Below are 15,653 nucleotides of genomic sequence, written 5' to 3'. Positions count from 1 at the left end.
GAAAAGCTGCTCGCAACCCGTTTTAATATCCAAATAAATAACTATATTATACACGAAATCCAGTACGCTCGGCGTGGGCGTTCCGGACGCGGCACCTTCCCACTAAGCTTCCCTTGGCCCATGAAGAAAATCCTCGTACCCACCGACTTTACGCCCAAAGCTCACAATGCTTTTGAGGTGGCGCTGCAACTCGCCAGCCGCACGGGTGGCCATGTTACCCTGCTGCACGTGGTTGATATGCCGACGGGTGGCGGCGTGGTGTCGTCGGGCGGCCCGGCAGGCGGCGGCACGCTCAACGACCTGTATGCCATTAAGTTGCTGCAGGTGGTAAAACACCGCATGTATGAGCTGATTGCCGAGGCACAGCGCCGCGTGGAGGGCGTGGAGGTGCAAGACCTTATCCATACCTCCTCGCTCGAGGATGCTATCATGGAGGTAATCGAGGAACGCAACATCGATCTGGTGGTGATGGGCGCCGAGGAACCGCACGACTGGACGCGCTTCTTTACCGAATCAACCTCGCAGCGCCTGATTCGTACGGCGCCGTGCCCGGTGCTTACCGTAAAGCAGCCCGCCCCCGATTTTAAGGTGCAGCACATTGTGTTTGCTTCCGATTTCTCGGCCGAGGCCGACCGCGTGGTGCCCAGCCTCAAACAAATTCAGCAGGCGTTTCCGGAAGCTACCCTGCACCTGCTCGACGTGGTGCCCTCGCACGACCGCGACGATGCCGTGCTGGCGCGCATCAACGATTTTGCCCGCCGCCACCAGTTGCAGCACTACGAGCCCGATGTGATTGATGCGCCCAAGGTGAGCATTGGCATACCGCGCTTTGTGGAGCAAGCCCACGCCGATTTGGTGGTGATGCTCACGCACGCCCACACCGGCCTCAGCCACCTGCTGCACAACAACACGGCCGAAAATGTAGCTGTGCATGCTGCCCCGCCCGTGCTTACCCTGCACACCTAGGCAACCACCTAGGCCCGGGGCTGCAACTGCCACTTAATTCGGGTGTACGCAATCCGGAAGCCCTGCTTCTCGGCATTGCTCTGCGATTGGCTGCCCGGCAGGGCGCCCATCAGGGCCAGCGTGCAGCCTTGCGCGGCGGCATCGCGCAGGCGGGCGTGTAGCAGGGCCTGTTGCCCGCCTTGCCTGCGGCCGTGCGGCACGGTGCTGGCTCCCGCCAGCAGGGCTACCCCATCGTGCACGAACATGCCGCCGGCCGCAATGGGCGTGCCGTCGAGTTCGGCTAGGTAAGCCGAGTAGCCTGCGCTGTGAGCATTAATGCGCCCAAAGTCGCGCATAAAGGCTTCGGCGTTGTCCATTTCGGTACTCCAGCCCTGGGCTAAGGTTTGGGCCCACAAATCGGCTTGGGCAGGCGGCACCACGCGGGTATGCACCCTGGGGTTGAGTGCGGGGCTGGTGGCCAATGCTGCTTGCTCGAGCGGCAGATACAGCACGCTGGTATACTCAAAGGGTACGTAGCCGCGGATAGGCAGCAACGCTAGCAAAGCGCTATCTGCCATGGGACTTACCTCGTGGTACACGGGTGCTCCGCGCTCCGCAAAGAATTGCTCGAGCTTAACCAGTTCTGCTTCGCCCACGGCCTCAAACAAGCCCAGGCCGAAGGTTTGGGTAATCGGCGAATCGGGCCCGTCGAACATGGCGTAAGTGCCAGCTACCTCCAGCCACTGGGCGCCGCTTTCTGGGTGCAGTTTGGCGCGCGCCTCAACAAAACTGGCATTGCTGCGCGATTCGGCACGCTCGAGCCGCCGGGCTAAGTTCTGATCGGAAAATACCATTGATACAACTGTTGATTGCAGGCTGCTGAAGCTTACTTTTTACCTAGGGAGCATCTGCCCACCCAAGTGAAACCCGGCAGTAGGCACCCTCAGGGAAATGACGCGCAAGGAGCATTCGGCCACTATATTAACAAACCTATTTATTCTTTACTTTAAGGCTATTACGCGCATTATCCGTCTTCTCCCAATTCCAACTTAGCCCCCGATGAAACGCGCACTTCCGCTCCTGGCGTTTGCTGCCCTGGCCTGCACCGCCGTTTCGGCGCAAACGCGCACCAGCATGACGGCCGCTACCGATGCCGACTACATTAACACCGAGCTGAGTAAAGGCAAAGGACTTTCTACGCGCTCGAGCACGGCAGGTAGCCCGTTTCTGTTCCACAACTGGACAAGCGGCCAATTAGTAAGCACAGTCAGCGGCCCCCGGCGTGCGTTGTTGAAGTACGACTTAGCCCAAAACCGCCTGCTGGTGCGCAAGCCCAACGGCGACTCAGTGGAAGTAATGATGGCGCAGGTGAAGGAGTTTACCCTCGGCGACTCGGCCCGGGGCGAGCGGTATACCTTCCGACTTTACCCCGATGTAAAGACCGAAAAGCCAACCCTGCGCAGCACGCTTTGGGATGTACGCTACGATGCCGGCAGCACCGCGCTGCTGCGCCAACGTACCCGCACCGTGTATAGCTACGGCAATTCGCCGTCGTTGGCGGGCTCTACGGGCTCGGCCTGGCGTGATACGTACGCTTATTATATCAAGCGCACCGATAACACCCTCGTGCCCGTGCGGCTGAACACCCGCTCCGTGCTCGAAGCCCTGGGCAAAGCGCAGGCACCAGCGTTGCAGGCGTATATCAACCAGCAACGCCTAAAGCTCGACGACGAAGCCGACGTGGCAAAGCTCCTGGCTTACTTCGATACGCTTTAGTGCAAGCACCCAGGGCACGGCTCACCCACTAGCGGCCACGCTCGAGTTGTTGTAATTTTGCAGTGCACACCTCTGGCAGCGGCGGAACTGATTGCCGTAAAGCTGCATTATGGAACGTTGCCGCGTATCCGCCTACAATACATTCCTATCCGAATGACTGACTCCGCCTTGCGGTTGTATTTCGAAAACCCCGTGGGCCGCGTGCTAGAGCACCCCGATGGCTACGCCGTAGTGCAGTACCACGCGGGCAAGCGCAAGCTGCAGCACCTGCAAGCCTTCCTGACCCATACCGGCCGCTTAATGCAGCTGCGCAACTGGAACAAACTGCTCGGCGACCAACGCCTGATGTCGCCCTTTACCGAGGAAGAAAGCCAATGGATTGTGGGCTATTGGTTGTCGCAGGAGCAGCAGAATGGCAACATCTACGGCGCCGTGCTGCTGCCCAATGATGTGTTTGCCCGCTTATCGGTAAACAACATGATGCACGAGGCCAAGGCAGCCGCCCTCACCTACCGGATGTTCGACAGCGAAACCGACGCGGTGGCTTGGCTTAGGCAGCAGCGCTAAGCCTAACGCGTAAAATCGGATCGGCGAGGCACCCCACGGGGGTGCCTCGCTGCATTTACAGCCTGTTGCGTGCAGCGTTGCGGCTCGTTAAGCCGTTATGTATGCAGCTGCCCGACTTTCTTGCCGCTGCCTGCCATCAGTTTTTTTGCAGCACCTAGGGTGATAGTTGGCGCGCCGGATGATTAATGAGTAGAAGACGCCTCAATCCGATGACACCACTGCCCCACCCCGTTTCGCCTACCGAGCCAACCTCCGGCGCCGCACTTCGGCAAGCATTGCTTACCAACAGGCAGGCTGTGCTCGCGCAGCTCTACCAGCGCACCTACCCCATGGTGCAGCGCTACGTGCTGGGCCACGGCGGCTCGGCGCAAGATGCCAAAGATGTGTTTCAGGATGCCTTGGTGGTGTTCTACGAAAAAGCCGTGGCGGGCACACTGCACCTCACGGCTTCGGCCAGCACCTACCTGGTTGGGGTAAGCCGCAACTTGTGGCGCCGCGAGCTGGCTCGCCGCCGCGGCGAGCCGCTTACTCAGCTCGCCGACGAGCACTGCGAGCTGCCCGATGCCGAGGCGGCTGCCAACGAACTGCCTGCGCTAGCAGTGCGCGAGTATGTAGAGCGCCTGGGCGAGCGGTGCAAGAGCATCCTGCTGTCGTTTTATTACTTCCGGCAACCGCTCGAGCAGATTGCGGCTACGCACCAATACCGGAGTGTCCGCTCGGCTACGGTGCAAAAGTTTAAGTGCCTGGAACGCCTGCGCCAATCGGTGCGCCATGCTATCGCCGAAGCCCTATACGCCTGAAACCATGCGCCCCGAACTCGCCCGCCTTGCCAACCTCGAGCAGCAGCTGCTAGGTACTCAGCCGCCTGTGCCCGAGGCCGAATGGCAGCGAATGCTGTTGCTCGATACCGGCTTGGCTGCCGATGCCCACGCCCAGCAGCAACTCTACGCGGGCCTCAAACTGGCAGGCAGGCGCCAGCTGCGCCACGAGCTCGAGGCCATTCATTCGGGGCTGTACGGCCCCGTGGCGGCAGGCTGGCTGCGCCGCACCACTGCCCGCCTGCAGCAAGCACTAAGCCGCTGGCCGCGGCTCCGGCCCAAGCCCTAAAGCTCCGCTTAGCCGCGGCCACCTAGGGCACCCGCTACTTCTGGCTACTTCCGATTTGCGCAGGCTCCGGCTTGTGGTAGCTCGGTGTTGCCTTTTGGGTGCCTCGCCTCACTGCGTTTCACCCTTAAGATACTGCCATGCACTTTGCCCACGAGTTCACACAATTTGCCGTTAAAGATCAACGACTTAACAGCCTTTATCTCCACCAATACCTGCAACACGTCGCAGGTTTGGCGCGGCCGCTTGTTACCAATATGACGCGCTCGGTAATCGAAGAACGCCCCACGCGCTTTGCCGAAATTGACGTGTTCTCGCGCCTGATCATGGACCGCATCGTGTTCCTGGGCACGGCTGTTGATGACCAGATTGCCAACGTGCTCACGGCGCAGCTGCTGTTCCTGGAGTCGGTGGATTCGAAAAAGGATATTCTGCTCTACATCAACTCGCCGGGCGGCTCGGTGTACGCCGGCCTGGGCATTTACGACACGATGCAGTACGTGGGCCCCGACGTGGCCACCATCTGCACCGGCCTGGCGGCGTCGATGTCGGCGGTGCTGCTCGCGGGCGGTGCCCGCGACAAGCGCTCGGCCCTGCCCCACGCCCGCGTCATGATTCACCAGCCCTCGGGCGGCGTACAAGGACCATCGGCCGACATCGAGATTACGGCGCGCGAAATTCTGAAAATGCGGCAGGAGCTGTACGAAATCCTCGCCAAGCACACTGGCCAAACCTACGAGCAGATTCATGCTCACTCCGACCGCGACTACTGGCTTCGGGCCGACGAGGCCAAAGCCTACGGCCTTATTGATGAGGTACTCGAGCGTAAATAACGAACCGGCCGGGCGGGTTGCTAATGTCGCAACCGGCCCGGCCGGTTCGTTACCTAGGGCTTACTCCATGTGCCCAACTGCTAGCGATAGATGAGAATGCGCGCATCGTCGAGGCAATGCAAGGAGTGGCGCGCACCGGCCGGAAACACAATGTAGTCGCCGGTTCCCAGCTCGGTGGTAGCGCCCTCTACCGTTATGTTGAGGCGGCCGGTCAGCACGGTTACCAGCACCTCAACCGGGGCATCGTGGGTGGGCATGGTTTCGCCCGCCCGAAAGGTTTTGAAGATGACTTTTTGCCCGTTTTTATCGAGCAGCACCTGGGCTTTGGTTTCGCCAACGGTAGCGTGGCGCCCACCAAGTAAGCTACCCGTTCGGAAGGCAGCAGAAGCAACTGAGTTCATAGGGAAGAAGCTTAACAGCGCAATTGATGCGCCGAAGCTACCCTGCTGCCTTAGGTGTAGAAATGACAATAATCAGCCCGAAACCTGACGCTGCTTACCTGCTTTTGTAAGCGCTTTGCTCTGGCACCGAGCACCAGGCCAAACGCTCTGACCATCGGCCGTTGCAGCTCCCGAACCACACCGGCACTAACGCGTTAAATCTACCTCATCAAACGTGAGAGGGCCATGGAAAAATATTCATTAGAGGGCCAAACGGTGGTAATTACGGGCGCTAGCAGCGGCATTGGCCGGGCCACGGCGCTGGCGTTTGCGCGTTGCGGTGCGCGGTTGGTGCTGGCTGCCCGCCGGGCCAATGTGCTGGCCGAGGTAGTAGCCGAGTGCGAACACCTAGGCGCCCGAGCCTTGGCCGTACCCACCGATACCACCGATGCGCAAGCCGTGGAGCGCCTTGCCCAGAACGCCGAAACCTTTGGCGGGCGAATAGATGTGTGGATCAACAACGCCGGCAGCGGCGCCGTGGGCGCGTTTGATGAGGTGCCGGTGGCCGCACACGAGCAGGTATTGCGACTTAATCTGCTGGGCTACCTCTACGGCGCGCACGCGGTGTTGCCGCGCTTTCGGCGGCAGCGAGGCGGCATCCTGATCAACATGATATCCTTGGGTGCGTGGGTACCAATGCCGTTCACGGCCTCGTACACAGCCAGCAAATTCGGCTTGCGCGGCCTAAGCGAATCGTTGCGCGCCGAGCTCATCGATACGCCTTCCATTCGGATTTGCGATGTATACCCGGCGTTTGTTGATACGCCCGGTTTTCAGCACGGTGCCAACTACACGGGCAAGCTCATCAAGCCTTCGTCGCCGGTGTTTAGTCCGCACAAAGTAGCCGATGCATTGGTAGCGCTTGCCCAGCACCCGCGCAACACCACCATGGTTGGCTGGACGGCTAGCGTTATGCGCTACGCCTACGCCTTTGCCCCCGATGCTACCCGCTCCATGTTGGCGAGGTTTTTCAAGCTCTATTTTAAGCAAGCCAAACCCGCGCCGATAAGCACCGGCAGCTTGTTGGCACCTGCCTCTGTACCGCACGGCACCGATATTGTGGGCGGCTGGGGCAGCAGCCGCAAGCCCGGCTTGGCTGCTTGGTTGGGTACTGCTTTTGCGGCTGGCTTAGCGGCTGGGGTGTACGCCGTTGCACGGCGGCGCCAGTCGACTGATTCGGCATTCAGCAAACCAGTGCACTAGCCGGATTTAGGGCAAGCAAAAGCTCGAACTGCAGGCTGTGGCAATTAGCTGAATGTCTTGAACATGACGTTACAACAGCTACAGAACAAGATATAATTACTTCAAGCTATTATTCACTATATATTTTTAAAAACTTAATTAATAAGCTGTTATCGCGCTGTATAAATGCACTCTTGCTATTCCTATTAGAAACCAACTTTAGCTTAGTACAATGCTACTAAATACGCCAACGGCCCGCAGCGCAGCAGGATATACCTACCACGTTGCGGGCCGTTGTGCTGCGCTGCTAGCCTACTTTTTGACTAGCGGAGCCACTTGCACCACCGTGTTGTCGGGCAGCGGAATTTCGCGGGCGATTTGGAAGGTGAACGGCTTGTCAGCCTGTTCGTCGATGCGGCGCTGCTGAATGCGCAGGCGGGCCCCATCGCCCGGGGTTACTGATACATCCTCGCCGGTGCCCGTGTTGGGGTCGTAGCTGCGAAAACCCACCAGCGTATTGCTCGGATACTCGGCGCGCTTGGCCTTGGCTTCATCAATCACATCGGGCTTGCCAGCAAATCGACCCAGGTCAATTTCTTTGGTTTCGCTGCCTTTGATCACGAGGTAGGCAGTGGTTTTCTTTGGGCCGCTATCGGCATCCTTCACGGGCTCGAAGCGGAATGACAACTGGGCGGCTACGGGAGCCGGGGCGGTAGGTGCCGCAGCAGGCTTGCTGCCCTCGGTTGCAGCGGCGGGGTTGGTGCTATCGGCAGCGGCTGCTTGCTCGGTTGTGCCGGCAGCAGCATTGGCCTGCTCGGTGCTAGGTGCCGACTGGTTGCAGCCGGCCACGAGCAGCGCTGCAGCCACCATACCCAGGTAATAAGACTTCATAACAAGGCGTGTTCGAGGAGGTAGGTACTTTCTGAACGGTAAGAATAAGCAGAAAAGAGCGGGTTTGCACTATACAGCAGCGGATTGCACTTTACATTTCAGCAGTGGGCTACACCCGCAAACCTTTGGTAGTAAAAAACCAAGTCTATATATTGCTGTAGAGCAATGCGTTCGTGCCTCACCTGTCGCCTGTAGCTGCGCCAATAACTAGGTTGGCTTAAGTAGAGTACCGCTGATTACGCCCACTTGGGGTTACTAGTATGCAAACAGTTGTTCTGCAAAACTCCTTCGGCAAGCCCTTCCTTACCATTCAGTGGGACCAGGTAAACAATTGGGTTTACAGCCGCTGGGAAGGCCTACTCTCAAAGGAGAACGTGGAAAAAGGTGGCGAGCAGGTGCTGGAGGCAATGCAAGCCACCGGCTGCCGCTTACTGCTCAACGACAACCGTGAGGTAAAAGGCTCGTGGAGCCAAGCCAACGACTACATTGCCCAGCAATGGATGCCGAAGGCCAAAGCCCTGGGGCTCCGCCGCTTTGCCCACATTCTGGCCCCAGGCTTGTTTGCGCAGCAATCGGTAGAGGAAATGCTGCACCGCGTGGATGGCCGTTTTGAGATGCGCTTGTTCGGCAGCCTTGGCGAGGCTACCCAGTGGCTGAAAGCGGCCCAGCCGGCCCCGCACCCCAGCCCCGCCCCTGTTCAGTAACCGCCCTGCCCAGGGCAACTAGCCAGGCACCATCGCAGCCAAGGCCCGCGCATCTGCGTACTGCCCATTGCGGGTGCTACAGTGGAGCTAACAATGCCGCTCAGTTCCTTACCTGTAGGATATCCGGCATTGCGCTATGTTGCTGAAACATTTCCGACGGGCCGCCCTGCTGGCTCTGCTGCTAGGTGCGGTAGGGAGCGGGCTGGTGTTGTTGCTGCTGGGCACCCACTCGGGCCGGCAGCAGCTGGAGCAACAGCTGCGCGAGCAACTACGGCAAAGTACCGATCTGGTCGTCAGCCCCTACGAGGTACGCCTTTCTACCTGGCAGGATTTTCCGCACTTCACGGCCACGGTTAGGGGCTTTGCGCTTACCGATACCGCCCACGGCCGGGCGCGGCAGGTGCTGCAAGTAGGCCGCGCCGATTTGCGCCTGCAAGTGCTGGCCTTGCTGCGGGGCCGCGTGCAAGTACGCCGCCTGCACCTCTCCGATGTGGTACTGAGCAGCTACGTCGATTCGGTGGGGCGGCGCTGGGGCGTGCACGGCCGCAGACCCGATGCGGCAGAAACCGCCGACCCCGTTCCCTTCGAGCTAAAGACTTTGCGCCTCAGCAACGTGCGCCTGCAGTTCCGCAACGATTACAAGCGCAGCGCCTTTACGGCAATAATTGCCGATGCGCGCCTTAGCGCCCGGCAGGCCGATGGTTTGCTGCAAGTGCAAGGCCAACTGGCCGGCACCATGGAGCTGCTACGCGCCCGGCGCGGCACCATGGTAGCCCGCCAACCAGTACGTGCCTGGGTGCGCTACCGCTACAACCACAGCCGCCGGCAGGGCACCATCTGGCAAAGCGGCCTTACCCTGCACGGCGACACCCTGCACGTAGCCGGCACCCATACCGCTGGCCGCCTAGGTAGCAATAGCCTTCAGTTTAGCGTTCGGGGCAAGCAGCCACTTAGCCGGGTATTGCCTACCATGCTGCCGCACAGTTTGCGCGCTTACGTAGCCGCAGCCCGCAGCCCCAGTAAGGCGTTTATCAACTACCAAATGCAAGGCACCGTGGGGCCCACGGTGTGGCCCCGCAGCATCACGCGCTTGCAGCTGCGCAATGCGCAAATCACCTGGCCCGATTCGGCCAGGCGCATCCGGCGCTGGAACATGCTGGCCGTGCTCGATAACGGAGCGGCCCACCACCCGCGCACCACCACGCTGCGGCTGCAGCAGTGCCGCATTTTTTCGTCGGTGGGCGAGCTGGATGTGCAGCTGACCATGCGCGATTTTCGGCGACCGTACGTGGTGGGGCGCATGCGCGGCCGCACCGATTTGCCGGCCCTGGCCGCCTTGGTGGCGCCAGGCTTTTGGCAGGCACATTCGGGCAGTGCCGAGCTCGATATAGCCCTGCGCGGCCTGTTGCCCCCTCCGCCCGGGCAAATCAGCCCCAGGCATGCCGCCGAAAACCTACAGGCCCGCGGCAAGGTAGTGCTGCACAATGCGGCCTTTCGCCTACCCGACCGCAATGCCGAGGTACGCAACCTGAACGTGCATCTAGGCATGCAGGACAGCGTGTGGCAACTCAACAACCTCGCGGGCGAGGTAGATGGCATGCGCTTTCGGGCCACGGCTACGGCTACGCATTTGCTTGATTACTTTACCGGCCTTGCTCCTGCTACCCACGTGAAAGGCCGCTTTGCCGTGGAAGAGCTGCGGACTGCCCGCTTGCGCCGGCTCTTGCAGCCGGCGGCACCTAGGGTAGCAGAGGCCAGGCCAGCCGCCCCACGCACCACCCCTGCCGATACCAGCCTGATACCGCCGGGCTTGCGCCTGAACATCGAGCTGAGCTGCCAACGCTTGGTACTACCAACCGATACGGTATCCGACATGGCCGCCGCGGTGCAGCACGACAGCCGGCGTACCTCACTAAGCAACCTTACGGCGCGGGTATGGGGCGGCAAAGTGCGCGGCCAAGCCTCCTGGCCTGCAGCCGAGGCCGTTAACCCTGCTCCGGCCAATTTTCGGCTCGATGTCGGCTTCGGCACCTTAAGCTACCAGCGCATGGTGCATTTGCTTACGGCCAAGCACAAGCGCCGCACAGCGGCTCAGCCTACTGCCCTTTCCGAGATGCTGCTCGAGGCCAACGGGCAAGCCAATTGCCAGATCGAAACCCTGCGGCTACCCGCCAATGGCCAGGTGAAGAACCTGCGCCTGCGGGTGCTGAAAACCGGCACCTCGCTGCGGATGCCGTACCTGCTATTCAGCGCGTCGGGCGGCGGTGTGGGGCGGGCTACGGCCACGGCCCGCCTGGCCAGCGGTAAGCTAGCGGCAGCTAATGCCAACCTCGATTTGCGCTACCGCACCCTCGATGTGCAACGCCTGCTGCTGCAACTGGCCAGCTTGGCGCCCGATGACGAAGAAGAGGCGCCTAGTACGGCCAAACCCGGTGGCAACGGCACCAGCCGCATGCTCACCGACGGCCGCCTGAGTGCCCGCCTGCGCGTGCGCGCCGACCAAGTGCAATACGGCGTGCTCACGGGCTCCAACTTTCGGGCGCTTTCTACCCTACAACCCGGCACGGCCCGGCTCGAGGAGTGCGCGCTTAATGCCTTCGGAGGTTTCTTCCGGCTGCGCGGGAGGCTGCAAACCACGGCCGTGCGCGGCCTGCACCCGCTGCACGCCCAACTTGATTTGCGCAATATTGCCCTGCCCCAGCTTTTCCGCCTGGCCGATGCCTTGCAGTTCGATGTACTCGGTAGCCATAACATTAAGGGTACGCTGCACTGCAATGCCGACGTACACACCACCCTCGATGCCAACTTTTTGCCCGCCGCCGGCCGCACCGTGGGCTACACCCGCGCCGATATCAACAACCTGGAGCTGCTGAACGTGGCTGCCCTGGAGCAGGCGTTTAAACTGGCCGGCGCCCGCCGCACCAGCCACTTGGTGTTCGAGCCCGTTAGCTCGCGGTTCTTCTTCGACCGGGGCACCGTGCTTATCCCGTCGCTGCACCTCAACAGCAACCTCACCGACCTCGATGTCAGCGGCTTTTACAACCTCAGCGGACAGGCCAATTTGTACCTAGGGCTCAGTCCGTTTCAGGCGCTGCTAGGCAACAACACCAAGCGCGTCGACCGGATATTGCGCGACGAACCCGCCCGCCGGCCCACCCGCAACTTAACATTCGTAAACCTGCGCCGTGGTCCGCGTGGCCGCAACAACCTTCGCCTTTTCAAGGGCCAAGAGAAACGCGCGCAACAGGCGCTGCTTCGGCAGCAGTGCCGCCAGCTGCTCCTGGCGCAGCCGCTCGACACTACGCTACGGCTGTTGCAGTAAGCACAACCGCCGCCACCTAGGTGCTTATTCCGGCAACGGCATTCCCCGGGCCACGTGCATAGCCTCCGGGCAGTGCGCCAAACCACGGGCCGACACGCAGCCGAAAACTTTTCGGCGCCGCCAACTGTAGGGTTGCCTGACATGACTGAAGCAGAAGTATTAATTATTGGTGCCGGCGCTGCCGGGCTAATGGCTGCCCGCGAGCTAAGCCAAGCCGGCAAGCGCGTGGTAGTTCTGGAAGCTCGCCAACGCCTGGGTGGCCGCATCTACACCTTCAGCGGCGAAGGGTTTACCGCCCCTACCGAGGCGGGCGCCGAGTTTATGCACGGCGAAGTGCCGCTGACCCAAAGCCTGCTGGCCGAAGCCAACATTGCTTACCACGACACGGCTGGTGAGATGTACGAAGTTGAAAACGGCCAGGTGCAGGCGTCGGAAGGCATGTTTGAGGACTTACCCACGCTGCTGGAACACTTGCAAACCCTCGAGCACGACATGACGCTGGCTAGCTACTTGGCGCAGTACTTTGCCGGCGAGCAATACGCCGGGTTGCGCACCTGGGTAACGCGCTTTGCCGAAGGCTACGACGCCGCCGATGCCGAGCGCGTAAGCGTGTTTGCCCTGCGCGAAGAATGGGCCGCTGGCGGCGCCGAAGACTCGCCCCGCCCTGCCGGGGGCTACAGCCGGCTAATTGAGCACCTGGCTGCGGCCTGCCGGGTTGCGGGCGGCCAAATTCACCTAGGGCACGTGGTGCAAACCGTGCAGTGGCAACCCGGCCGAGCGCAGGTGCTTTGTACCAACGGCTCCCAATTCATGGCTAAGCAAATAATGCTTACCCTGCCCTTAGGTGTGCTCCAAGCCCGGGACGGGCAACCCGGCTACGTGCGGTTTCAGCCCGAGCTGCCAACGCAACGCGCCGCTGCTCAGGCTTTGGGGTTTGGGCCCGTCATCAAAGTGCTGCTGGAGTTTGACACCTCGTTTTGGGAAACCGTTGGTCCCGCGCTGCAACGGCCTTTGCCCAATATGGGCTTCTTGTTTTCGGATGCGCCGGTGCCCACGTGGTGGTCGCAGCTGCCCGAGCAACGCCCCTTGCTCACGGGCTGGGTTGCCGGCCCCGCTGCCGAGCGGCTGCGCCACACTGCGCCCGAGGAGGTGCTGCAGCAAGCCCTCGAATCGGTGGCGTACTTGCTTGGTAGCAGCCCGGCCGCCGTGCGCGAGCATCTGGTGGCCCACAAGGTGGTAAACTGGGGCGCCGATGCCTTTGCCCTAGGTGCCTACGCCTATGCCACCGTAGGGGCAGCCGAGGCGCGGGCGGTGCTAACCCAACCCGTAGCCAACACCTTGTTTTTCGCCGGCGAAGCCTTATACGAGGGACACGCCATGGGCACGGTAGAGGCGGCTTTGGCCAGCGGGCAACAAACGGCCCAAAAGCTGCTCGCTTGCCCAATTAATCCCCATTCAGCCTAGGTGCGCACGGGCTGCAGCTTGCGCAGGGCCAGCAGGCAGAGCGCAATGGAGCCGGCCACGCGGATTTGCCCGCTCAAAATCATGCTTTCAATGTCGCCCAAGGGCACCGTTAGCACCTCAATGTTTTCGGTATCGTCGAGCTCCTGCTCGGCTACGCGCCGGGCATTGCGGGCCACAAAAAAGTAAATGCGGTTGGTGTCCTTGGTGGGGTTGTCGGTTACTTCCAGCAGCTGCTCCAGATCGTCGGAGGCGTAGCCGGTTTCCTCGAGCAGTTCGCGCTTGGCGGCTTCGAGCGGAGTGTTCTCACCTTCGTCAACCACGCCACCGGGCAGCTCGATAAACACATCGGCGGCGGCGTGCTTGTACTGGCGCACCAGCACCACCTGGTTATCGGCAGTCAGCGGAAACACCAGCACCACGTTGGGCCGCACGCTCACAAAATAATCGTCGAGCACCTGGCCGGTGGGCAGCTCCACGTGGTCGCGCCGCAACTTGTACCAGCGGTGGTTTACCACCAGCTCCGATTTCAAAATCTTCCACCGTTCCATTCTGAGACGTTCTAGCAACATACTGAGGTGAGGGCGCAAGGTAGGCAATCCGGTACTGGGTCATCGGGCGCAACGCCTAGCCGCTGTAAACAAGCAAGGCCCGGAATACTCCGGGCCTTGCTGGCAAATGAGGTACACCCGGGCCTACCAGAACTTGATGTACAGCGCCGATACCATCAGCAAAATCAGCACGATCAGGAAGGTATTCTGCGGGCTTACGCGGAACATGGCCGTGTTCAGGTTCAGGCCTTTGGGGTTGTCCTTAGGTCCGAAGAGGCTAATAACGACCATGAGCGCCACCGTGAAGAAGAACGACCAGCCCATGCTGACCAGGAAGGGTATTTCGTAAAAGCCTTGGGCGTTGCGGAAGGCCGTGTAGAGCACGGTTTCGGGCCCAAATAGCGTGGGCGCGTAGTTGTTGAACAGCACCGACAGCAGAAAGCCCGCCAGGATGCCTACCACGGCGGCCGAGGCGCTGGTGCGCTTCCAGAACATACCCAGCACAAACACGGCCACGATGCCCGGCGAAATAAAGCCCGTGTACTTTTGAATGAAGGTAAAGCCGCCTTCGCCGCTGATGCCGAGCACGTCTTTCCAGGTCAGGAAAATGGCCAGCAGCATGGCCGCCAGAATGGTGAGGCGGCCCACCCACACCAGCTGCTTTTCGTCGGCGGTTTTGTTGAGGTAACGCTTATAGATATCGAGCGTGAAGATGGTGGAAATGGAGTTGGCCTTGCCGGCCAACGAGGCCACGATGGCGGCCGTGAGGGCGGCCAACGCCATGCCCTTCAGGCCGTTGGGCAAGAAGGTAAGAATGGCCGAGTAGGCATTGTCGGGGTTGAAGGAACCCGTGGAGGCCATTTCGGCCTGCAGGCCGCCGTTTTTGTGCAGCACGTAGGCTGCAATGCCCGGCAGCATTACGATGATGGGCATGATGAGCTTCAGGAAGCCCGCAAACAGAATGCCCGTGCGCGCCGTGTTGAGGTCGGCACCTAGGGCGCGCTGCGTAATGTACTGGTTGCAACCCCAATAGTTGAGGTTGGCAACCCATTGCCCACCGGCGTACATGGCCAGGCCAGGCAGGGCCAGGTAACGGGCGGTTTCGGCCTGCGAGGCGTTGGGGCCGGGCTTCTCGAAGATCATGTGAAAGTGGTCGTCGGCGTCGTTCATCATGGCCTTAAAGCCGGCCAGCACATCGTTGCCGAGGCCAAACTTTTGGCTAACCAGCGTGAGGGCGATGTACGTGGTAGCCAAGCCGCCAATGATGAGCACCGTTACCTGCACCACGTCGGTGTAGCCTACCACCTTCATGCCACCTAGGGTAAGCAGCAGGGCAAACACCGCCAAGGCCAGCAGTATCAGGTGGAAGCTCTCGCCGCCCACGATGTTGTTGATGGCCAGCGCCCCTAGGTACAAAATGGCTGTGAGGTTGACGAGCACATACAGGAACAGCCAGAACACGCTCATGATCAGGCTGAGCGTAGCGTTGTAGCGCTGCTCCAAAAACTGCGGCATGGTGTAAATCTTCTCGCGCAGGTAAATGGGCATGAAGAACACCGCCACGAAAATCAGGATTAGCGCCGCCACCCACTCGTAGGCCGCAATGGCAATGCCCTGCACAAAGCCTCCGCCCGACATGCCAATGAACTGCTCGGCCGAAATGTTGGAGGCAATCATGGAGGCGCCAATGGCCCACCACGTAAGCGAGCCTTCGGCCAAGAAGAAGTCCTTCGAATCGGTTTGGGCCCGCTTTTTTTGCTGGTAGATGTAGTACCCGTACAGCGATACGCCCACGATGTAGACGAGAAAGACCAGCAGGTCGATTAAAGCAAGATCGTTGCGCATAAAGCGGCTTGGAAGGTGGAGAGTTCAGGGGG

The 15,653-nt window shown here is 60.7% G+C and carries 15 protein-coding genes; 10 read left to right on the top strand and 5 right to left on the bottom strand.

What is annotated here, in order from left to right:
- The first annotated feature begins 120 nt into the window (after nucleotides 1-120).
- A complete protein-coding gene (locus tag ASU33_RS08515; protein WP_059070179.1) occupies nucleotides 121-966 on the top strand; it encodes a universal stress protein in 846 nt (281 codons plus the stop codon).
- 8 nt (nucleotides 967-974) lie between these two features.
- Here ASU33_RS08515 and ASU33_RS08510 read toward each other — a convergent pair whose 3' ends face one another.
- Nucleotides 975-1,799: a GNAT family N-acetyltransferase gene (locus tag ASU33_RS08510; protein ID WP_059070177.1), complete on the bottom strand. Its 825-nt coding sequence runs from the start codon at nucleotides 1,797-1,799 to the stop codon at nucleotides 975-977.
- Nucleotides 1,800-2,004: 205 nt separating this feature from the next.
- Between ASU33_RS08510 and ASU33_RS08505 the strand changes: the two genes are divergently transcribed.
- From ASU33_RS08505 to ASU33_RS08485, 5 genes are all read left to right on the top strand, one after another.
- Nucleotides 2,005-2,721: a hypothetical protein gene (locus ASU33_RS08505; RefSeq protein WP_059070175.1), complete on the top strand. Its 717-nt coding sequence runs from the start codon at nucleotides 2,005-2,007 to the stop codon at nucleotides 2,719-2,721.
- A gap of 153 nt (nucleotides 2,722-2,874) precedes the next feature.
- A complete protein-coding gene (locus ASU33_RS08500; protein WP_059070173.1) occupies nucleotides 2,875-3,288 on the top strand; it encodes a hypothetical protein in 414 nt (137 codons plus the stop codon).
- A gap of 209 nt (nucleotides 3,289-3,497) precedes the next feature.
- Complete coding sequence (locus tag ASU33_RS08495) at nucleotides 3,498-4,088, top strand: RNA polymerase sigma factor (protein ID WP_059070172.1); 591 nt, start codon at nucleotides 3,498-3,500, stop codon at nucleotides 4,086-4,088.
- Nucleotides 4,089-4,092: 4 nt separating this feature from the next.
- Nucleotides 4,093-4,395 (top strand): hypothetical protein, encoded by a 303-nt coding sequence (locus tag ASU33_RS08490; RefSeq protein WP_059070169.1) that lies wholly within the window; start codon nucleotides 4,093-4,095, stop codon nucleotides 4,393-4,395.
- A 137-nt stretch (nucleotides 4,396-4,532) separates the two neighbouring features.
- The gene (locus ASU33_RS08485; protein WP_059070167.1) at nucleotides 4,533-5,225 is read left to right on the top strand and encodes a ClpP family protease; all 693 of its coding nucleotides are present in this window, start codon (nucleotides 4,533-4,535) and stop codon (nucleotides 5,223-5,225) included.
- 80 nt (nucleotides 5,226-5,305) lie between these two features.
- On the opposite strand, the gene ASU33_RS08480 is transcribed toward ASU33_RS08485, so the two are convergent.
- The gene (locus ASU33_RS08480; RefSeq protein ID WP_059070165.1) at nucleotides 5,306-5,626 is read right to left on the bottom strand and encodes a cupin domain-containing protein; all 321 of its coding nucleotides are present in this window, start codon (nucleotides 5,624-5,626) and stop codon (nucleotides 5,306-5,308) included.
- A gap of 225 nt (nucleotides 5,627-5,851) precedes the next feature.
- Here ASU33_RS08480 and ASU33_RS08475 point away from each other — a divergent pair, with 225 nt between their 5' ends.
- The gene (locus ASU33_RS08475) at nucleotides 5,852-6,868 is read left to right on the top strand and encodes an SDR family oxidoreductase (RefSeq protein WP_078062987.1); all 1,017 of its coding nucleotides are present in this window, start codon (nucleotides 5,852-5,854) and stop codon (nucleotides 6,866-6,868) included.
- A gap of 291 nt (nucleotides 6,869-7,159) precedes the next feature.
- Here ASU33_RS08475 and ASU33_RS08470 read toward each other — a convergent pair whose 3' ends face one another.
- Entirely contained in the window at nucleotides 7,160-7,738 is a 579-nt protein-coding gene (locus ASU33_RS08470; protein ID WP_149867113.1) for a hypothetical protein, read from the bottom strand.
- A gap of 260 nt (nucleotides 7,739-7,998) precedes the next feature.
- Here ASU33_RS08470 and ASU33_RS08465 point away from each other — a divergent pair, with 260 nt between their 5' ends.
- The 3 genes from ASU33_RS08465 (at nucleotide 7,999) to ASU33_RS08455 (ending at nucleotide 13,228) form a co-directional block, all read left to right on the top strand.
- Nucleotides 7,999-8,442: a hypothetical protein gene (locus tag ASU33_RS08465; RefSeq protein WP_059070161.1), complete on the top strand. Its 444-nt coding sequence runs from the start codon at nucleotides 7,999-8,001 to the stop codon at nucleotides 8,440-8,442.
- A 136-nt stretch (nucleotides 8,443-8,578) separates the two neighbouring features.
- Nucleotides 8,579-11,764 carry an AsmA family protein gene (locus ASU33_RS08460; protein WP_059070159.1) on the top strand — a complete coding sequence of 1,062 codons (3,186 nt, stop codon included), beginning with the start codon at nucleotides 8,579-8,581 and terminating at the stop codon, nucleotides 11,762-11,764.
- A gap of 141 nt (nucleotides 11,765-11,905) precedes the next feature.
- The gene (locus tag ASU33_RS08455; RefSeq protein WP_059070158.1) at nucleotides 11,906-13,228 is read left to right on the top strand and encodes a flavin monoamine oxidase family protein; all 1,323 of its coding nucleotides are present in this window, start codon (nucleotides 11,906-11,908) and stop codon (nucleotides 13,226-13,228) included.
- On the opposite strand, the gene ASU33_RS08450 is transcribed toward ASU33_RS08455, so the two are convergent.
- Nucleotides 13,225-13,776 (bottom strand): NUDIX hydrolase, encoded by a 552-nt coding sequence (locus tag ASU33_RS08450; protein WP_286130438.1) that lies wholly within the window; start codon nucleotides 13,774-13,776, stop codon nucleotides 13,225-13,227. The genes ASU33_RS08455 and ASU33_RS08450 overlap by 4 nt on opposite strands.
- A 144-nt stretch (nucleotides 13,777-13,920) precedes the next feature.
- Nucleotides 13,921-15,621 (bottom strand): sodium:solute symporter family transporter, encoded by a 1,701-nt coding sequence (locus ASU33_RS08445; protein WP_059070154.1) that lies wholly within the window; start codon nucleotides 15,619-15,621, stop codon nucleotides 13,921-13,923.
- Nucleotides 15,622-15,653 lie beyond the last annotated feature (32 nt).

Origin of the sequence: Solirubrum puertoriconensis (genome assembly GCF_001483135.1) — a bacterium.
Classification (GTDB): Bacteria; Bacteroidota; Bacteroidia; order Cytophagales; family Hymenobacteraceae; genus Solirubrum; species Solirubrum puertoriconensis.
This window is presented reverse-complemented; position numbering and strand designations above follow the sequence as displayed.